Annotated in this window: 16 protein-coding genes and 1 pseudogene; 10 read left to right on the top strand and 7 right to left on the bottom strand. The window is 68.6% G+C overall.

Going from position 1 to position 16,869, the window contains the following annotated elements; genetic code table 11:
• From ACYVD1_RS18350 to ACYVD1_RS18315, 8 genes and pseudogenes are all read left to right on the top strand, one after another.
• Positions 1–272 (top strand): annotated as a pseudogene (locus ACYVD1_RS18350) (transcriptional regulator); the annotation flags it as partial.
• Between the two features lie 110 nt (positions 273–382).
• Positions 383–1,150 carry a hypothetical protein gene (locus tag ACYVD1_RS18345; RefSeq protein ID WP_460774082.1) on the top strand — a complete coding sequence of 256 codons (768 nt, stop codon included), beginning with the start codon at positions 383–385 and terminating at the stop codon, positions 1,148–1,150.
• A gap of 73 nt (positions 1,151–1,223) precedes the next feature.
• A complete protein-coding gene (locus ACYVD1_RS18340; protein ID WP_460774079.1) occupies positions 1,224–1,604 on the top strand; it encodes a hypothetical protein in 381 nt (126 codons plus the stop codon).
• 171 nt (positions 1,605–1,775) lie between these two features.
• A complete protein-coding gene (locus ACYVD1_RS18335; RefSeq protein WP_460774076.1) occupies positions 1,776–2,561 on the top strand; it encodes a hypothetical protein in 786 nt (261 codons plus the stop codon).
• Positions 2,558–3,544 carry a TRM11 family SAM-dependent methyltransferase gene (locus tag ACYVD1_RS18330; protein ID WP_460774074.1) on the top strand — a complete coding sequence of 329 codons (987 nt, stop codon included), beginning with the start codon at positions 2,558–2,560 and terminating at the stop codon, positions 3,542–3,544. Before ACYVD1_RS18335 ends, ACYVD1_RS18330 begins: the two co-directional genes overlap by 4 nt.
• The gene (locus ACYVD1_RS18325; protein ID WP_460774070.1) at positions 3,541–3,963 is read left to right on the top strand and encodes a hypothetical protein; all 423 of its coding nucleotides are present in this window, start codon (positions 3,541–3,543) and stop codon (positions 3,961–3,963) included. The genes ACYVD1_RS18330 and ACYVD1_RS18325 overlap by 4 nt, the downstream gene beginning before the upstream one ends.
• 281 nt (positions 3,964–4,244) lie before the next feature.
• Positions 4,245–4,598, top strand: a complete 354-nt coding sequence (locus tag ACYVD1_RS18320; protein ID WP_460774067.1) for a helix-turn-helix domain-containing protein — start codon at positions 4,245–4,247, stop codon at positions 4,596–4,598.
• Positions 4,599–6,098 (top strand): tyrosine-type recombinase/integrase, encoded by a 1,500-nt coding sequence (locus ACYVD1_RS18315; RefSeq protein ID WP_460774063.1) that lies wholly within the window; start codon positions 4,599–4,601, stop codon positions 6,096–6,098.
• A 248-nt stretch (positions 6,099–6,346) separates the two neighbouring features.
• Here the strand turns inward: ACYVD1_RS18315 and ACYVD1_RS18310 are convergent, their stop codons facing one another.
• The 6 genes from ACYVD1_RS18310 to ACYVD1_RS18285 are packed head-to-tail and all read right to left on the bottom strand — an operon-like array spanning position 6,347 to position 14,627.
• Complete coding sequence (locus ACYVD1_RS18310; RefSeq protein ID WP_460757775.1) at positions 6,347–7,636, bottom strand: benzoate/H(+) symporter BenE family transporter; 1,290 nt, start codon at positions 7,634–7,636, stop codon at positions 6,347–6,349.
• Positions 7,633–8,886 carry a xanthine dehydrogenase family Fe-S subunit gene (locus ACYVD1_RS18305; protein ID WP_460757776.1) on the bottom strand — a complete coding sequence of 418 codons (1,254 nt, stop codon included), beginning with the start codon at positions 8,884–8,886 and terminating at the stop codon, positions 7,633–7,635. The genes ACYVD1_RS18310 and ACYVD1_RS18305 overlap by 4 nt, the downstream gene beginning before the upstream one ends.
• A 4-nt stretch (positions 8,887–8,890) precedes the next feature.
• Positions 8,891–9,787, bottom strand: coding sequence for an FAD binding domain-containing protein (locus ACYVD1_RS18300; RefSeq protein ID WP_460774059.1), 897 nt, complete (start codon positions 9,785–9,787; stop codon positions 8,891–8,893).
• 6 nt (positions 9,788–9,793) lie between these two features.
• Complete coding sequence (locus tag ACYVD1_RS18295; RefSeq protein WP_460757778.1) at positions 9,794–10,573, bottom strand: enoyl-CoA hydratase/isomerase family protein; 780 nt, start codon at positions 10,571–10,573, stop codon at positions 9,794–9,796.
• A gap of 13 nt (positions 10,574–10,586) precedes the next feature.
• Positions 10,587–13,061 carry a xanthine dehydrogenase family protein molybdopterin-binding subunit gene (locus ACYVD1_RS18290; protein ID WP_460757779.1) on the bottom strand — a complete coding sequence of 825 codons (2,475 nt, stop codon included), beginning with the start codon at positions 13,059–13,061 and terminating at the stop codon, positions 10,587–10,589.
• Positions 13,062–13,064: 3 nt separating this feature from the next.
• The gene (locus ACYVD1_RS18285) at positions 13,065–14,627 is read right to left on the bottom strand and encodes a class I adenylate-forming enzyme family protein (RefSeq protein WP_460774055.1); all 1,563 of its coding nucleotides are present in this window, start codon (positions 14,625–14,627) and stop codon (positions 13,065–13,067) included.
• An 88-nt stretch (positions 14,628–14,715) separates the two neighbouring features.
• On the opposite strand from ACYVD1_RS18285, the gene ACYVD1_RS18280 reads away from it, so the two are divergent.
• Positions 14,716–15,285, top strand: a complete 570-nt coding sequence (locus ACYVD1_RS18280; protein ID WP_460774052.1) for a PadR family transcriptional regulator — start codon at positions 14,716–14,718, stop codon at positions 15,283–15,285.
• A 161-nt stretch (positions 15,286–15,446) separates the two neighbouring features.
• The gene (locus ACYVD1_RS18275) at positions 15,447–15,881 is read left to right on the top strand and encodes a hypothetical protein (RefSeq protein WP_460757782.1); all 435 of its coding nucleotides are present in this window, start codon (positions 15,447–15,449) and stop codon (positions 15,879–15,881) included.
• Positions 15,882–15,918: 37 nt separating this feature from the next.
• Here the strand turns inward: ACYVD1_RS18275 and ACYVD1_RS18270 are convergent, their stop codons facing one another.
• On the bottom strand, positions 15,919–16,830 hold the full coding sequence (locus ACYVD1_RS18270; RefSeq protein ID WP_460757783.1) for an amidohydrolase family protein: 912 nt from the start codon (positions 16,828–16,830) through the stop codon (positions 15,919–15,921).
• Positions 16,831–16,869: the final 39 nt, after the last annotated feature.

The following is a 16,869-nucleotide window of genomic DNA, read 5'->3' as shown; positions in this document are numbered from 1 at the left end:
CCGGCTCTGACGAGCCGGGCGCGGACGAGGAGGGCCTCAACCGGGTCACCGGCAGCGTCAAACTCGCGCCGGGGGAACTCAAGACCATGGTCTGGGCCCTACTCAAAGCTGACCCCTGGGTTGAGTTCACCGCCACGGCCCTGAGTCACCGGTTGCAGGGCCGCTCGATCGGGGCGATCCAGAACAACCTCGCCAAGCTCGCCCGGGAAGGCAAAGCCGAGCTGGTGTGCGACCGGCCGCGCCGGTACCGGTTCGCTGCGCAGGCGCACTGACCCGCCCCCCCGGGGGGTGTGCACGCCAACACTGCACCCCCCATATGCCTCCGCGCTCGTATGCGGGGGCGGCGAACCGAACCCAACCAACGCAGAACACGGAGGAATCCATGGCCGAGAACCTCACGAATGCCGAGACCACGCGTCGGCGGTACCTGGCCTACATCCGGCAGCACCCGGGCGGGGTCACCGATACCGACATCACCATCGACCTCGGGCTGCACCCCAGGAGCAACCTGCCCTATCACCTCAACGAATTGGCGAAAAGGGGCCTGGTATGGCGCGACCGGCGGGGACGGGGCGGGAGGTGGTTCCCGGTCGAGCACGGTCAGGCCGCGCCGCCCACCCCCGTTGGCCCCATCCAGGCACGTCGCCGAGCAGAGGTTGTGCGCCTGGCCCAGGAACAGGGCTATGCGACCATCGCCGGGGTCCAGAGGGCCTTGGGTTACCAAGGCCATACAACTGCGTCCCGGTTGCTGCGTGATTTGGAACGCGAAGGCTTCCTGGTGCCCTGTGACGTACCACCGGAGGTGCCACTGCAGGATCGCGGGTACCTGGCCTGGAAGCTCGCTGAACACCCGCCAGCGGCGGCTGCCCGCCTCCACGGGTTCGTGGAACACCGCACCCGGGCCGAGCAGGCGATGTTCGTCGCCCTGGAGGCGATGACCGACCCCGATGCCCACCTTGATCTCGACGATGTGTTCACCACCGTGGTCACGGCTCTGGACGGCCCTCTCCGTGCCCATATCGCCGCCGGCCTCGAGGAATGGGCCCGCCAGGAGGAAGCCTCGGGCGCAGATTCGGCCAAGGTCCACACCCTGCGCCAGGTCAGTGCCTGGATCACCCGCACGGTGACCACGCTGAACGCCTCCTCCTAACACCAACCCACGCCGGGGGTGTGCGCGCCGACACGGCACACCCCCACCTTCCATATACCCTAGGGGAGTATTCATGTTTGATCTTTTCCACCCGTACCTGGTCCTGAGCCTCGACCTCCCGCCCTGGGTGCGGGACGTGTCCGTGGCCGTGGTAGGGCAAGTAGCTGCGGGGGTGTTGGCGACCAGCCTCATCATCAGGCGCATCGATGCCCTCCTGCGGCCCCTCCTCTTCCGGGGCGAGTGGCCCGGCATCGTGGACCCGGCCGGGCTGCACGTGCAGTGCCAGGTGTGCGAGCACCCCCTGGCCGTGCATGACCGCCTCACGGGCCAGTGCTGCCAGGGCACCACACCGATGCGGATCGCGATGTGCCTGGTCCTGCCCGTGCCACGGCGACGCTGGGCGCGGGTCCTCAAGCCCACGTGCCCCTGCCGTCTGCCGCAGCAGGGCAACTGACCCCTGAACCGAGCCGGGCCACGGCCCCCGGTCTCGAACCCACCACTGCGGGTTCGGGGCCGGGGCCGTGTGCTCCTGCCCGGCGGATTCGGGGGCGGGGTGTCGAAAACAGGGGCCGGTGTGTGTTTCTCACGGGGTGAAGGGCGATACACAACCAGAAGGGGATCCACCTTGGAGGACACCTCACACACGGCCGCCGCACCACGTGGTGGGGACCGACCGCCGCTCGCGGTCTGGCCCTGCCCGCCCCGCACCCACCACCACCCACCTTCCGACCACGGCGGCGAGGCGGTCATCCCGGACCGGCTCGCCGAACGGTTGGTGGCCGAATACACCCGCCCCGGCCAGGCGGTCGCGGACCTGACCGGCGCCGGCGAGGTCGCCGAACAGGCCTGGGTCCGGGGCCGCGGCCACGAGGTCCTCGACCCGGCCCTGGACGCACCGGGCGCGACCGCAGCCACGGACCCCGGGGCCGCGTGCGCGGACCTGACCGTGACGTTGGTGACCGCTGCGGCGACCTCGTGCACCACCTCGACCCGGGTGCGCAGGCGCCGTGTGCGGGCACGGGTGGAGTTCGCTTCCCTGATCACCCGCCCCGGCGGCATCGTCGCCATCGTCACCCCCGTCGGACACGCGCCGTCCGGGGTGGTGGATCCGGCGCCGGGGGTGGTGCGTGCCGCCGCGTGCGCGGGGCTGGTCTATGTGCAGCACGTGATCGCGTTGACCGTACCCGTCTGCGAAGCGGGGCTGGGGGCCACGGTCCCGGTGCGCGCAAAGGACGGGTTCGACCCCGACCACGACCCCGAACACCCACTCGGGATGGAGGAGGTGGGGTTGTCGGCCTCGGTTGCCGAGACCGCGGCCACGATCACCTCACCGGCGCACCTGAACGTGTCGGTCTTTCGCAAGAAGGGCCGCACCGTGACCGCCGGCCCCAGCGGGCAGGTGGTGGCATGAACCAGGACCGGTATTCAGCCCACCTCGACAGCTCACACTTGGAGCAGAGCCTCAACGGCCACGGGCACCACGACGAGGCCGAAGCTGCAGGGGGTGCGGGGTGGTCGGTGTGGTCCACCGGGCAGCGCCAGGCCCGCCAGCAGCGCGGCAATCGCTACAGCCGCCTATCGGTGGAGCACCCGGCCAAGATGCTGCCCGAGATCGCCCGCCACGCGATCTCGGCCTATACCCGGCCTGGGGATGTGGTGCTGGATCCGATGTGCGGGATCGGCACCACCCTGGTCGAGGCCGCCCACCTGGGCCGGCGCGGGGTGGGCATCGAGTTGGAGCCCAAGTGGGCGAGCATCGCCCGCCTCAACCTGGAAACTGCCACCGTCCAGGGCGCCGCCGGCCAGGGGCGGGTGCACACCGGGGAAGGCGCCGAGGTCGCCACCGGCCTGGCCGCCACCCCGTTGGCGGGCCGGGTGGGGTTGGTGCTGACCTCGCCCCCGTACGGGTCGATGACCCACGGCCAGGTCCGCTCGGCCAGGGACGGGGCCCAAGGGGTGGAAAAGCACGCCCACCGCTACTCCCGCGATAGGGACCGGCGGTCGGCCAACCTCGCTTATCAGAAACCCGAGAAGCTGGCGGACTCCTTCACGCAGATCATGGCGGCCTGCCGCACCCTGCTCGCGCCGGGAGGGGCGGTCGTGGTGACCACCCGCCCCTACCGCACCCACGGTCGCCTGGTCGATTTCCCCGGCCAGGTCGCCGAAGCGGGTCGGCGGGCCGGGCTGGTCCAGGTGGACCGGTGCGCCGCGCTGTTGTGCGCCCTGCGCGAGGGCGAGGTCGTCTCGCGGACCTCGTTCTTCCAACTCATGGAGACCCGCAGGTTGCGCAGAGCCGAGTGGCCGGTGCACGTCATCCAGCACGAGGACGTACTGGTGTTCACCAACCCCGGCACAGCAGAGCAGACCATCATCCAGGAAGGACGGGCGGCATGAGGCGAAACAACCCCGAGCACCAGGTACCGGGCGAGCAGGTGTACCCCCGTCCGCCGGGGGTGTTCCTGCCCGAGCCGGACTTCTTCACCGACGCTGCCAGCGCAGACCTTCGGGCGCGCATCATCGCGGACATGCGCAGTCTGGCCGATTTCCTGGCGGAGCGTCCCGACCTGCCGATGAGCCCGCACACCAGCGTGGACGTGTCCTATTTCCCGCGCACCTGCACCGACCAGGCCGCCTTTGCCGAGGTGGTCGAGGCCGGGGCTCGCCTGGGCCGCATTCCGGCGTGGGAGGGCGAGCACTACGTGATCGAGCACCACCGGGGCGCGGGCCGGTACCGGGTGGTCGCGATCCCGGAGGCGGTGCGTGCCCGCTACCGGGCCTGGCTGTCCTACACCGGAACCGTCCGCCCGGATTGAACCGGCGGCCCGTGGTCGGGTGGTGCCGCCCCTGACCAGGGCCCCGACCCCGGGGGAGGGGCGGGGCGGCGTGGGTGCCTGTGTGGCCCCACGCCGCCCCACCGCCCCCTGCCCCGGCCCCAGCCCCGAACCGGGGGTTCGGGCCCGCACGGGGGCGCTGGCGGCTACGGACAGTGAAAGCGATAAACCGCCCGATATGGGGTGGTGAATGGGTGTTGGAGGGAAAATCCGGTGGGTGTGTCGTCGAATCCGCTTGCACTTCTCGGTGAGGTCGAGCGTGGATGCGTGGTGCCCCGCATGGTGTGGGGCCGCGCACCGCAAACGTGCAGTTCACAGGTGGTGGGGAGGTGGATCAGGTGAGGTCGCTTGCTGCGGTCCGGTTGGACGAGGTCGCACGATTGCCGGTGGTGTTGGACCCGGTGGCGGCGGGGCGGATGCTCGGCCTTGGGCGCACCACGACCTACCGGCTCCTGCGCCAGGGTTCCTTCCCGGTGCCCGCCCTGCGGGTGGGCCGTACTTGGCGGGTTCCGACCGCTGGGGTGCTGGCCCACCTTGGGCTTCAAACGCCTGCCGCCTCGGGTGGGTGCTCACGGTGTGGTGCGCGCGGTGACCACGGGATGGAGGGGGAGTCGTAGATGGCTTCTCATCAGGGACGGGTGTTCAAGCGCTGCGGATGCCGGGACGAGAACTCCGGACGCGCCTTGGGTGCGCGGTGCCCGAAGCTGCGCCGCCGTGGAGGGGCGTTCAACCCCCGCCACGGGGACTGGGGCTACCAACTGGAACTGCCCCGCACCAGCGAGGGTCAACGGCGCCAGGCCCGCCGTACCGGGATCGACAGCCAGGAGCAGGCCTGGGAGGGGTTGGAGCACCTCAAAGCCCTCCTCGATCTGGCCCAGGGGGAAGGGGAGGTCGAAGTCCAGGTCGCGGACCTGATCCAGAACGCGCTCAAGGCCCGCACCCGCCTCCCTTCGGTGGAGGAGGTCCGACGGCGTTTGGGGACGGGGGCTGATGTGCGCAAGCAAGCGCCCACCGTGGGGGAGTTCCTCACCGGGTGGGTGGCATCCAAGCCCGATTTGGCCCAGGGCACCCGGGCCTCCTACGAGGGGCACATCCGCAAGTACCTCGTTCCGCACCTGGGCAAGATCCGGCTGGACCGGTTGAAGTCGACCCAGGTCGAGGCGATGTTCGACTCCATCGAAGCCAACAACATCCACATCGAGGAGGCCAGGGAGTCCGAGGACCCGGCGGTGCGGGCCTCGGTGCGGGGCCAGCGGGTGGTGAGTCTGTCGACCAAACACCGCATCCGCGCCACCTTGCGTAGCGCGCTCTCGGATGCGGTGCGCAGCCCGGAGGAGCCGGTGATGGTCAACGCCGCCTCGCACGCACGCCTGCCCTCGTGTGCGCGGAAGAAACCCTTGGTGTGGACCCCGGGGCGGGTGGCCCAGTGGGAGAAGGACGGCACGGTGCCGGGGGAGGTGATGGTGTGGACACCGCAGCAGACCCGCACCTTCTTGGAACATGCGAGGAAGTACGTATGGTTGCACCCCTTGTTCCACCTGATCGCCGTCAAGGGCCTGCGCCGGGGCGAAGCGGTGGGCCTGCCCTGGTCCAACACCCGGCTCACCGATGGGCAGGCCGATATCCGCACCCAGGTGGTGCAGCTGTCCTGGACTACGTTCACCTCGACGCCGAAGAGCGAGGCGGGCCAGCGCACGATCACGCTGGACGCCGACACGGTGCGGGTGCTGCGCACCTGGAAGAAGTTCCAGAACCAGGCCCGCCTGAGGGCGGGGCAGGAGTGGGAGGATTCGGGGTTGGTGTTCACCCGCCAGGACGGGTCGGGGTGGCATCCCTCGCATGTGAGTGACTGGTTCGCCCGCATCAGCCGGGCGGCTGGACTCCCGCCGATCACGTTGCACGGGCTGCGGCACGGGGCGGCGTCGATGGCGCTGGCGGCGGGCACGGACGTGAAGGTGGTCTCGGCCGAGTTGGGCCATGCGACCACGCATTTCACGCAGGACACGTATCAGACGGTCTTCCCCGAGGTCGCTAAGTCCGCGGCCGAGGCCACCGCGGCGCTGCTGCGGGGTACAGCGGCTCCTGCCGGGGCGGGCACTCTGGTTCCGGTGCGGTAGCCGGTACCGCTGAGCACACCAGGAGCCCTATGAGGGCCTCCGGCCCCAGGTGGGGATACGGGTTCACCGGTCCTGGCCTGGGGTTTCCTCGTGGCCGGGCTGGGTTGACCATCGGATCAAAGGTCCGATGGAAAGAGGTGTTGAGGGGCGTCCGATGTCATCAGTTCCGCTCCGGTGCAATTGCGGTCACCGCTTCCAAAAGCGATGGTGGAACGCCTCCATCGCCATGGAAGTTCGGCCTCTCGGCTTCACTTCGTGGGTTGCCGCGTCTCACGATCACGGAAGTGGCTGCTCTCCAGTACCAGGGAGGCGAGTACACCGCCCAACAACGCCCAGAATGGCGCCGAGATCCCGAACGCCGTCACGTCGCTCAACGCGATGACCAGTGCGAAGAAGGCGCCAATCTGGAATCGGGTGCCCTTGAATGCGCCCTGCAAAGACGTGACCAGCACGGTGATCATCGCCAGTCCCGCGACGGCCGCGACGAGCTCACCCGGCAGCGCTGTGATCACACCTACGGCCAGCCCGGCGAGGGCACCGAACGACCCGAAGAGCACGCCGTTGAGCACGGCCCCGGTGTATCTGCTCTCGTGAGGACCACTCTCGGGGGAGGCGCAGATGGCCGTCATCGGCCCGGCCATGTTCGTGTTGTGCCCGCCGAACGGCGCGGCCAGCAGCCCGCCGACTCCGCAGATGATAGTCATGGCGTTCATCGGCGGGCGGTACCGCTCTGTGAACAGGACACCGATGGCCTGGGCGTTCTCGGCGCCCATCGCCAGGACGGCGAGGGGAATGGCCACCGCGACGATCACCCCGATGTCGAAACTCGGCGTGATCAGCGCCGGGGCAGTCAACTCCACGGCGGACTCGCCGCCGCCGATGGACCCTGTGGTGGCCGCCACGATCGCGCCGCACACCAACCCGGCGAGCACGCCGGGGACACGGGGTAGGAACCGCGTCGACACCAGGAAGCCCGCTAGGGCGGCGATCACGATCCAGGGCGCTTCGAACGCGGCGTCGATGACGTCGATGGCGAAACTCATCAGCGCACCGGCGATCATCGCCATGATGATGGGCAGCGGCAGCCACGACATGACCCGCCGTACCGCACCACTCACGCCCAGGAGGAAGACCAGGAGGCTGGCGACGATGTAGGCGCCGACCATTTCCCCCATCGTGTAGGAACCCAGCACACTCACGACCAGGACCGCTCCGGGGATGCTGAACGAACCCACGATCGGTTGGCGGTAGTACGTGGCCATGATCAGGCTGACGAGTCCGCCGAAGACGTAGATCGCGAAAATCCAGGAAGACGTCTCCACCGGGCTCAGGCCGTTGGCCTCGGCGCCGTTGATGACGATCAGCGCCGGTCCCGTACAGCCGAAGACCGCGGAGACCACGGCGCTTCCCGCCGAGGCGAAGGACGTGCGCCTCGGCAGCTCACGTACGCCTCCCACGAACCCCGGTCCGCGTTCGATGAGCCGCCGACGCCCTTCTGGGGGAGGTTGCTGGTCGGAGTGTTTGGTTTCTGCACTCACTTTCCGCGCCTTTCTCCTCGGTGGAACAGGGAACGGGCCTTGGCTCGGAACGACTGCGCCATGAGGCTCAGCGCACTGGGCGCCGACACGTTCCGGGCCGGCGCGTTACCCGTGGCCGCCACCTCTTCGAGCGCCTCTGTGAACTGTTCGAACATCCTTCGGCTGATGTCTCCGGCCAGTGCCCGTCCGAACTGGGCGATGCGACCGGTGAGGTACACGTCGGCCCGTGCGCGCAGCCGCATCCCGGTCTCGGTGCGCGCAGTGGTCAGGGTGATGTCCCCCTGGGTTCGTGCCCCTCCGGCGTCCTCTCCCTGGGCCAAGGCTCGCAGCTGCCCGTCCGCGCGGTCGTGCGCAAGTATGTGCGCCACCCCTCGGAAGGAGAGCTTGACGGGGCCGACGGCGACCCGGGCGCGTCCGCTGTAGCGGTCGTTGCCCAGTTCGTCGGTGAGCTCGGCTCCCGGCAGGCAGCTGGCGAGCGTGCGGATATCGTCCAGCACGCGCCAGAGCTGTTCCTCGCTCACGGCGAGGTCGTTGGTGATGTCCACCGAGACCGTGGGGTCGGAGTCCGGGAGCTCGATGCGGATGTCACTGAGCGCGGCATCCCCCGCCGCCTCCGAGTCCTCTCCTGTACCCGAGGGGAGGCCTCCGCCGGCCGCGCCCCGTCCGAGCAGGGTTCGCCGGGCACAGTTGCCCGGTCCGGGTATTCCATCAGGGAGCCGTGCCGCCTCGGCGACCGAGCTGACGATGTTGCGGTAACCGGTGCAGCGGCAGATGACTCCGGAGAGTTGCTTCGGAAGGTCCTCCTCCTCGACGTCGGGCTCGTGGGAGAGGAGGTCGTAGGAGCTCATAAGGAACCCGGGTGTGCAGAAACCGCACTGGAGGGCGTGGTTGCGACCGAACGCCTCCTGGAGCGGGTGCAGGTCGTCGGGGCGTCCCAGGCCCTCGACGGTGACGACCTCCGCTCCGTCGAGCTGGCAGGCGAACAGCAGGCACGCGCGGGCCGCGTCACCGTCGACCAGTACCGTGCACATCCCGCAGACCCCGTGCTCGCACCCCACGTGGGTACCGGTGAGCCCGAGATTCTCGCGGAGCGCGTCGGACAAGGTCATGCGGGCCGGTACGTGCAGTTCCACTGGGGTCCCGTTCACGGTGAGCTGTACCCCGACCTCCTGCCCCGCCTCGGCGCGGACGGGCCGTGGTCCCCGCCCGGCGGACCCTTGGGATGTCGGACCCGGCTCGGTGGTACTCATGTGCTCACCCCTTGGAACCGCGTCCCGCGCGGCGGTAGGCCCTGACCAGCTCACGAGCGGCCAGGGTGCTGAAAAGTCGTTTCCGGTAACCCTGGGAGCCGTGCGCGTCCCCCTCGGTGTCCACGACGTCGTCGGCCAGGTCAAGCACGGACGGAACGAGCCGACCGATAGCCTCAGCCTCGGTCCCGGAGGACGGGTCGGCCTCGGCAAGCACCGCACTGGCGCCACGCGTCACCGGGCGGTCGGAGACGCCGAAGCCGGTGAGTACTGCGTCCGTCTGCCCGTCATCGGTTCGGGTGACGCGTACGGCCACCCCGGCGAGGGCGAAGTCTCCGTGGCGGCGGGCGATCTCGGCGAAGCCGAACCCGTCGCGGTCGCCGGCCCGGGGGAACCGCACAGAGCGCAGCAGCTCGTTTGGTCCCAGAGCGGTGGTCATCGCCCCGGTGAAGAAGCCGCGGGCAGTGACGTCCCTTTCCCCGTTCGGGCCGGCGAGTGTGAGGACAGCGTCCAGGCAGCACGCCACGGCGGGGAGCTCAGCCGCCGGGTCGGCATGCGCCAGGCTGCCGCACACCGTTCCCCGGCTCCGGAGCTCTCGGTGGCCGATCCAGGGTAGGGCCATACGCAACAGGGGCACGGTGGTGCCGAGCGGATCACGCTCCATCCTGCGCTGGCGGACGGTCGCGTCTATCCGCAACCAGCCGTCCTCTTCGACTAGCGTGGAGAGCTCGGCTATCGCGTTCACATCAACGAGCGTGTCGGGGCGTGCCAGACGCATGGCGAGAACCGGTACCAGGGACTGTCCTCCGGCGATGATCTTGCCTCCGCCATCGGCCGCGAGAAGTTCGGCTACCGCGTCCTCGACGCTCGCGGGCCGTACGTAGTCGAACGGAGCCGCCTTCACGTCCCGTCACCGCCCCTGGAACCGGGGCGAGCGCTTCTCGGTGAACGCCGCCACACCCTCTGCGAAGTCCTGGCTGGAGCGCAGCATCGAGTAGGCCTTGCGCTCCAGTTCGATGCCGGTGTAGAGCGGGCCGTCCACACCTTTGTCCAGGACTTCCTTGGCCGTGCGCGCAGCGAGCGGTGAGAAGCCCAGCAGCTTGTCCACGAGTGCCTCCGTGGCGTTGTAGAGTGCCCCGGCGTCCGGGTGCACCTGCGCGACCAGCCCCCAGTCACCTGCTTGCGGTGCCTTGATGCGCTCGGCGGTCAGGACGTGGTACTTCGCCCGGGACAGCCCGATGAGCCGGGCAAGCCGCTGGGTGCCGCCGGAGCCGGGGATCATCCCCAGCCGCATCTCGGGCAGCGCGAACTCACTGCGTTCGGTGGCCAACCGGATGTCGCAGGACAGGGCCAGTTCCAGCCCGACGCCGAAGCAGTAACCGTCGATCGCGGCCACGACCGGCTTTGTGCTGCGCGCCGGTGCGGTCACGTTGTGCCCCAGGTCGGTGAAGTCGACCGGGTCGACCTCCATGAACCCGGCGATGTCCCCGCCCGAGGAGAAGTGCTTCCCCTCGGCCTGCACGACGATGACCTGGACGCGCTCGTCGGCTTCGATCTCAGTGAAGCGCTCGGCCATCACCTGACGTGTCTCCCAGGTGATGATGTTGTAGGGGCCGTGGTCCAGCGTCAGGTAGGCCACGCGGTTGTCGTGCCCGTGGTGCAGCCGGATTTCGCCTCCGGTGAGTGGCATGTCAGTGTGTCCCTTAGTTGGCGGTGATGGTGTCGGGGTCCGGGGTGTTCCGGGGGGACGTGCCCTGTGCCGCCTTGTTGAGCAGCCTGTGCAGCACGTCGCCGTGGAGTGGAAGGGAGTCGATGCGCACGCCTTGCGGCGACAGCGCGTCCGACACCGCGTTGGCGACGGCTACGGGAAGGCTCATGCTGCTGCCCTCCCCGCACCCCTTCGCGCCGAGCCTGGTTAGCGGTGACGCCGTCTCCATGTGGTCGCTGTGCAGCGTGTAGTCGGCCTCCGCGCTGGTCGGGCAGAGGTAGTCCATGAACGTGGACGCCATCGGCTGGCCCGCGTCGGAGTAAGGCATGTGCTCGTACAGAGCCCCGCCCAGCCCGTGCGCGAGCGCGCCGTGTACCTGACCCTCGAGGAGGGTCTTGTCGAGGATCGTTCCGGCGTCGTGCACGGTGTAGACGTCGGAGAGCTCGATCTCCAAGGTTGCGGGGTCGATGCGCACGACAGCGAGTTCGGCAACGAATCCGTAGCAGAGGCTGGAGTTAATCCGGTCGTCCCGGCTCGCGGACTTGGATTCGGGTGGAGTGAACGCGGCCTCCTCGTACAGGCGTGCCGACGTCCCGTCCGGCAGGGCACCTGGATCCCAGTGCACAAGCCCTGCCGCGTGCCGGAACTCGACGCTCCGATCGGGATCCGAGCACAGCCGGACCCGTCCCCCCGAGAGTTCGACGTCCTCGGGGCCGGCCTCCAACAGGACCGCTCCCGCCACCCGAACCGTGGCGGCGAGCCGTTCGGAGGCCTCCACCAGCGCACTGGTCAGCAGCGGCGCGAACCGGGAGGAGTAGCTACCCGAGCTGACCGTCCACGGCGTCGTGGCGGTGTCCATCTCCACCACCGGCCGCACCTGCCGCAGTGGCAGCCCGAGCTGTTCGGCGACGATCTTGCGTGCGACGGTCGCGTGCCCCTGCCCCTGGGGAACGGTGCCGAGCAGTACGGAGACGACCCCGTTGACGTCCGCACTGACGCGCACGTGCTCGGTCGAACCGGACTTGCCGCGCCCCTTCGCCCTCGTCTCGGCGGGGGTGGCCAGGCCCACATAGCCGATGTTGGTCGCGGAGGGGTCGACGATCGCGGCCATCCCGATCCCCAGGTACTCCCCGTTGGCGCGCGCCTCCCGCTGCTGTTCACGCAGAGCCTTGTAGCCGGCGTTCTTCAGGAGGAGTTCGAAGGCCCCCGGGTAGTCACCCGAGTCGTAGACACCTCCGGTGGGTGTGGCATACGGCATGGCCTCGGTCGGAACGAAGTTGCGCCGACGGACCTCGGCCGGGTCCAGGTCGAACTTCACGGCGATCTCGTCGATGAGCCGCTCCAACCCGAAGTACAGCTGCTGGCCACCGAACCCCCGGTTCAGCCCGGTCGGGGTCTTGTTGCTGACCACCGCGCGCGAACGCAGCTCCACGGCCTCGATGCCGTAGGCCCCGGTGATGTTGCCGAAGCAGCGGTAGAGCGTGCTCGGTTCCGGCGGGCGCAAGTAGGCGCCCACGTTGTCCACCAAGTCCACTCGCAGTGCCCTGATCCGGGCGTCGGCGCCGAGTGCCGCCTCGAAGGACATCGACCGGTCGGACCCGGCGGAGCTGGCGGTCAGGTGCTCGATACGGTCCTCGGTCCACCGGACGGGGTGGCCCGCGTGCCTGCTGGCCAGGGCCAGCAGCGCGACGTAGGGGTAGATGCCGGCCTTGATCCCGAAGCTGCCCCCGTTGTCCGGCGGGACGATGAGGCGCACGCTGGAGGCCGGGACTCCCAACGCCCCCGAAAGCACGGGGACCATGGAGAACGGGCCGTGGAAGTTGGCCCAAGCGGTGACGGCGGGGCCATCCGCTTCGTCTCGCCACTCGGCGATCACGGAGTAGCACTCCATGGGGGTCGAGGAGTACCGGGGGAACTCGTAGCTGCCCCGCACCGTGCGTTCCGCGTCGGCGAACTCCTCCTCGATCGGGCCGAAGGTGAACGTGCGGTCGGTCGCGACGTTGCTGTTCGCCTCGTCGTGTAGCAGGGGAGCCTCGGGCTCGAGCGCACTATGGGTGTCCACCACGGCGGGCAGCGGATCGTAGTCGACGTGAACCAGCTCGGCGGCGTCCTCGGCAGCATAGCGGTCCGCGGCCACCACGATCGCGACCGGTTCGCCCACGAACCGGACCTTGTCCGTGCCGGTGGGGTAGTAGGACATCGGTGTCGTCACCGAGAGCGGGAAAGGGCGCAGCGCCTCCAGGACCTCGGTGGGGCCGACCACAGCCGCCACTCCCGGCCGGGCTAGTGCCCGGCTCGTGTCCACGCCTCGAATGCGCGCGTGTGGGTGCGGACTGCGCACGATGGCGGCGGTGAGTGTTCCGGGCAACGGGTCGATATCGTCCAGGAAGCGGCCCTGGCCGCATAGCAGGGGCGGATCTTCGATCCTGGCGGTCACGGGATCGGTGTTCGCTTTCGGGCTGGTGGCCATGCTTTACCTCTCCCTCCCGGTACGGGCCTCGGCAAGGGGCGAGTAATCGCCCGCGGTGAGTTTGCGGCGCAGGATCTTCCCGACGGCCGACTTGGGGATCTCCGGTACGGCCACCAGGCGCTTGGGCCGCTTGAAGGAGGGCAGCGGGCACTCCTCGCGCAGGTAGACGGTGAGCGCCTCGACGGCGTCCTGGGGTGCCATTCCGGAGCGGGGGACGATAAAGGCGGTGGCCGCCTGGCCCCAGCGGTCGTCTGGCAGGCCCACGACCGTGACCTCGGAGACAGCGGCGCAGCGCACCAAGGCGTCCTCGATCTCGTCCGGGTAGAGGTTCTCGCCACCGGAGTTGATCATGTCGTCGACCCGCCCGCTTACCCACAGGTCGCCGTCCTCATCGGCCACGGCCAGGTCACCGGGGAAGTACCAGCCGTCCCGGATGCTCTTGGCGTCCGCGTCGGGACGCAGCCAGTAGCCCGTGAACGCCTCGGGGCTGTCCATGCTGGCCGCGATCTGACCGGTCTGGCCGGGTTCGACCAGCTCGTCGGCGGTGGCGCCCGGTTCGGGTGAGACGAGCCGCACGTGGCCGAAAACCCCGGCTCGGCCCGCGGACCCGGGCTTGGCGACCACGTCCGGGCCGATGGTAAAGGTGTAGAGCTCGGTGCTGCCGTAGTGGTTGACGAACGACTCGGGATTGACCGCCTCGGCCACGCCCGCGGCCAGCGCCGGTGTCATGGCCGCCCCTGCGTAGGCCAGGTTGCGCAGCGACTTGGCCTGGTCGAGCTTGCCGGTGCGTAGCAGGTCCCAATAGAGAGTGGGCACCAGGTAGAGGGAGTTGATTCGCTCGTCGTGGATCAGTTCCAGGCACTCATCGCTGTTGAAACGCACCTGCGGGACCCAGGTGCCCGCGCTGACGACGCTAGCCAGTAGTGTCCGCAGACCCATCGTGTGGAACATCGGCATCACGCCGAGCGTGCGGCTAAAGCATCCCAGACCGGTTTGCACCAGGTGCGCCACAGCCGCCTGGTGCTCGGCGTAGTGGGTGCGGGGCACCCCCTTGGGGCGTCCCGTCGTACCAGAGGTGTAGAGCATGACGCTCACGTCGGAGTCTTGCACGGCGACATCAATACGGCTGTCGCCCTGTCTCTGGGCAAGGTGTTCTACCGTGCCGCTCTCCGGGATCGCCCCGTTCGTGCTGGAGTAGACGTGTGGTACCCCCGATTCCCGTATGGCCGGGTCGGCTGAGCCGGCCATACGGGAATCGGTGATCAGCAGGACGGGGGCGGCGTCCTTAAGGCAGTAGGTGAGTTCGTCCGTGCCGAGCCGGAACGACAAGGGGACGGAGATCGCGCCGACCTTCTGTGCCGCCAGGTGCAGGCTCGCCAATGGCTCCCCACCGGCCAAGAGTAGTGCGACTCGGTCGCCCCTTCTTACTCCCCGATCCAAGAGAACTCTTGCCAGCTGGTTGGTTCGGGAATCCCACTCCCGATACGTCATCGGCCGGGCGCCGCCCACCGCACGACGATGCGGGTACCTCTCGGCAGTCCAGCTCTGCACCGTTCCCAGGTCCATGAGCACTCCTCTGCGGGGGTTTCACCATGACAGTATGAAACATACGGTCTGTTAAGTACGGTTGGAAACGTACGGTATAGTCCGGGGAGTGTCAACAGCCCGTCTCTCCACCACCTCGTACGTGATCATCGGAATGGTCGCCATGCGCGGTCCCTCGACCTCCTACGACCTCAAACGCGCCATCGGCCACTCCGTCGGGTACTTCTGGAACTTCCCGCACGCGCAGCTGTACTCCGAACCCAAACGGCTGGAGAAGCTCGGGCTGCTGGAGTCCGAAGAAGAGGTTTCCGGGCGGCGGCGCCGCACCTACTCGGTCACGCAAGCAGGGATGGATGCCCTGCGGGACTGGCTACGGGAGCCGACCGAGCAGCACTTCGAGCTGCGCGACGTCGCCGAGATCAAGCTCTTCTTCAACGAGTTCAGTGAGCCCGGGGACATCGCTCGCCTGGCTGCCGACCAGCAACGCCAGCATCAGAAGCGGATCGAGGACTACGAAGAAATGAAGGCGCGCTTCGGGGAGCGCACCGATATCGCCTCCCGGATGATCACGCTGCGCCTGGGGCTGGAACTGGAGTACGCGGCCCTGCGCTTTTGGAAGACGATCAGCGAAGAGATCGAGAACCAGGATTTCCCGACGGGTCCCTCAGAGGATCCTTGATCTCTGAGGTGCACAGATGGCCTCACCTTGGTTCGGTGGGCAGTGAGGTGATCCCAGCGATTTTGGAGCGGGGTGAAAGCGGCAAAACGAACACAAAGGGAGGAATGTCCGTTCGGCAGACATAGACGTGGAGCCCCAGGTAGAAGGCGAGGTGTCGAATCTTGCCGGGCTACCGTGAAAGGCTCCACGTGGTCACCTATGTTGCCACCCTGGACGTCCCCAGGGAAGTTGTTCTCTTCCTCTCCCGCCTCCTGGCCGCCGAACGCAAGCTGCGCGGCACCCGCAAGGGAACCCGTGCCCTGACCTGCTTCCACCAGGCAGTCATGGCTCTGCGCCACTTCCGCGAGGGGACCGACCCCGCCACCCTGGCCCGCGACCACGGCATCGGCCGATCCACCGGCTACCGCTACATCGACGAAGCCACCGATGTCCTGGCCGACCCCCTCCGTCAGGCTCAAGTGGGACACCCAAGGACACGGAGCCTTCGGGTCGCGGCGGTGGACCCCTCGACCCTGCCGGGTCGAGGGGATTGTTCTTTTCGGCTCTTCAGAGATGAGGTTGTAGGGGGTGGCGGCGCCTCGCTGGTCCAACCATGATCGGCGTTCTTCGAAAGACGCGGTGGGAGGGAGCCTGTCACGACGATAGCGGTTGATCCGAGCGAGCCGGCGTCGCGGCGGCGGGCGATTGCACGCCGTAGAAGCGCTCGGCGGTGTGGGACCAGAATGCCTCGGCCTCGGCGGGACTCAATTCGGTGACGAGGCGGTCGGTAAGTGCGACCACCTCGGTGTAGGCGAGGAGCTGGCTGGAGACCGGCCAGTCGCTGCCGAACATGACGCGGTCGGCGCCGAAGGTCTCGAATAGAAAGTCCGCGTAAGGCTGGAACTGCGCCGGCGACCAGCCGGGGCCGACCTCAGTGAGCATCCCGGAGAGCTTGCACCAGGTATTAGGCCGCTCAGCCAACCGCAGCATCCACTGCCGCCACTGGTCGTCGGCGTCCGGCCGGTAGGAGGGCTTGGACAGGTGGTTGATCACTGCCGGCAGCTCCGGGACTGCCTCCAGCGCGGCTTCAAGGGCGGGCAGGTGCTCGGTACGGGTGAGGGCCTCGAACCGCAGCCCCAGCTCGTTGAGCCGCTCAAGGTTGGCGTGCACCTGCGGGCGTGTGACCCAGTTCGGGTCGGGCAGGTCGTGGATCATGGGTCGCACCGCCCGCAGATACTCATCGGCGGCGAGCCCGGCCAGCAGCTCGGCGTCCTCGGGCCGGTCGAGGGCCACCCACCCGGTTACACCGAGTACGAAGTCGGTGGCGTGGGCGGTCTCGAGCAGGAACCGGGTCTCCTCCACCGACTGTGCGGCCTGCACCACGATCGTCCCGCCGACCCCGGTGGCCTCGAGGGCGGGGGCGAGGTGCTCGGGCAAGTGATCCCCGCGCAGCGGCCCGTCCGTGGGCATCCAGTGGTAGTCGCCGCGCTCGACTCGCGCAGCGCTCCACAGGTGGTGGTGTGCGTCCACCCGCCTGCCGGGCAGAACCTCAGGGAGATGAGTCATCGGCACACCTTTCCTCTCCGCCTCTAGCGGCTTCAGATT

This window comes from Nocardiopsis nanhaiensis (assembly GCF_054778635.1).
The sequence above is the reverse complement of the archived record's forward strand: the minus strand, read 5'-3'. Positions and strand labels throughout refer to the sequence as shown.

Coding starts and splice junctions, on each gene's coding strand:
- ACYVD1_RS18270 (WP_460757783.1), bottom strand. CDS start 16,830: ATGACTCATCTCCCTGAGGTTCTGCCCGGCAGGCGGGTGGACGCACAC.
- ACYVD1_RS18345 (WP_460774082.1), top strand. CDS start 383: ATGGCCGAGAACCTCACGAATGCCGAGACCACGCGTCGGCGGTACCTG.
- ACYVD1_RS18340 (WP_460774079.1), top strand. CDS start 1,224: ATGTTTGATCTTTTCCACCCGTACCTGGTCCTGAGCCTCGACCTCCCG.
- ACYVD1_RS18320 (WP_460774067.1), top strand. CDS start 4,245: ATGCGTGGTGCCCCGCATGGTGTGGGGCCGCGCACCGCAAACGTGCAG.
- ACYVD1_RS18285 (WP_460774055.1), bottom strand. CDS start 14,627: ATGGACCTGGGAACGGTGCAGAGCTGGACTGCCGAGAGGTACCCGCAT.
- ACYVD1_RS18295 (WP_460757778.1), bottom strand. CDS start 10,573: ATGCCACTCACCGGAGGCGAAATCCGGCTGCACCACGGGCACGACAAC.
- ACYVD1_RS18315 (WP_460774063.1), top strand. CDS start 4,599: ATGGCTTCTCATCAGGGACGGGTGTTCAAGCGCTGCGGATGCCGGGAC.
- ACYVD1_RS18325 (WP_460774070.1), top strand. CDS start 3,541: ATGAGGCGAAACAACCCCGAGCACCAGGTACCGGGCGAGCAGGTGTAC.
- ACYVD1_RS18305 (WP_460757776.1), bottom strand. CDS start 8,886: ATGAGTACCACCGAGCCGGGTCCGACATCCCAAGGGTCCGCCGGGCGG.
- ACYVD1_RS18290 (WP_460757779.1), bottom strand. CDS start 13,061: ATGGCCACCAGCCCGAAAGCGAACACCGATCCCGTGACCGCCAGGATC.
- ACYVD1_RS18330 (WP_460774074.1), top strand. CDS start 2,558: ATGAACCAGGACCGGTATTCAGCCCACCTCGACAGCTCACACTTGGAG.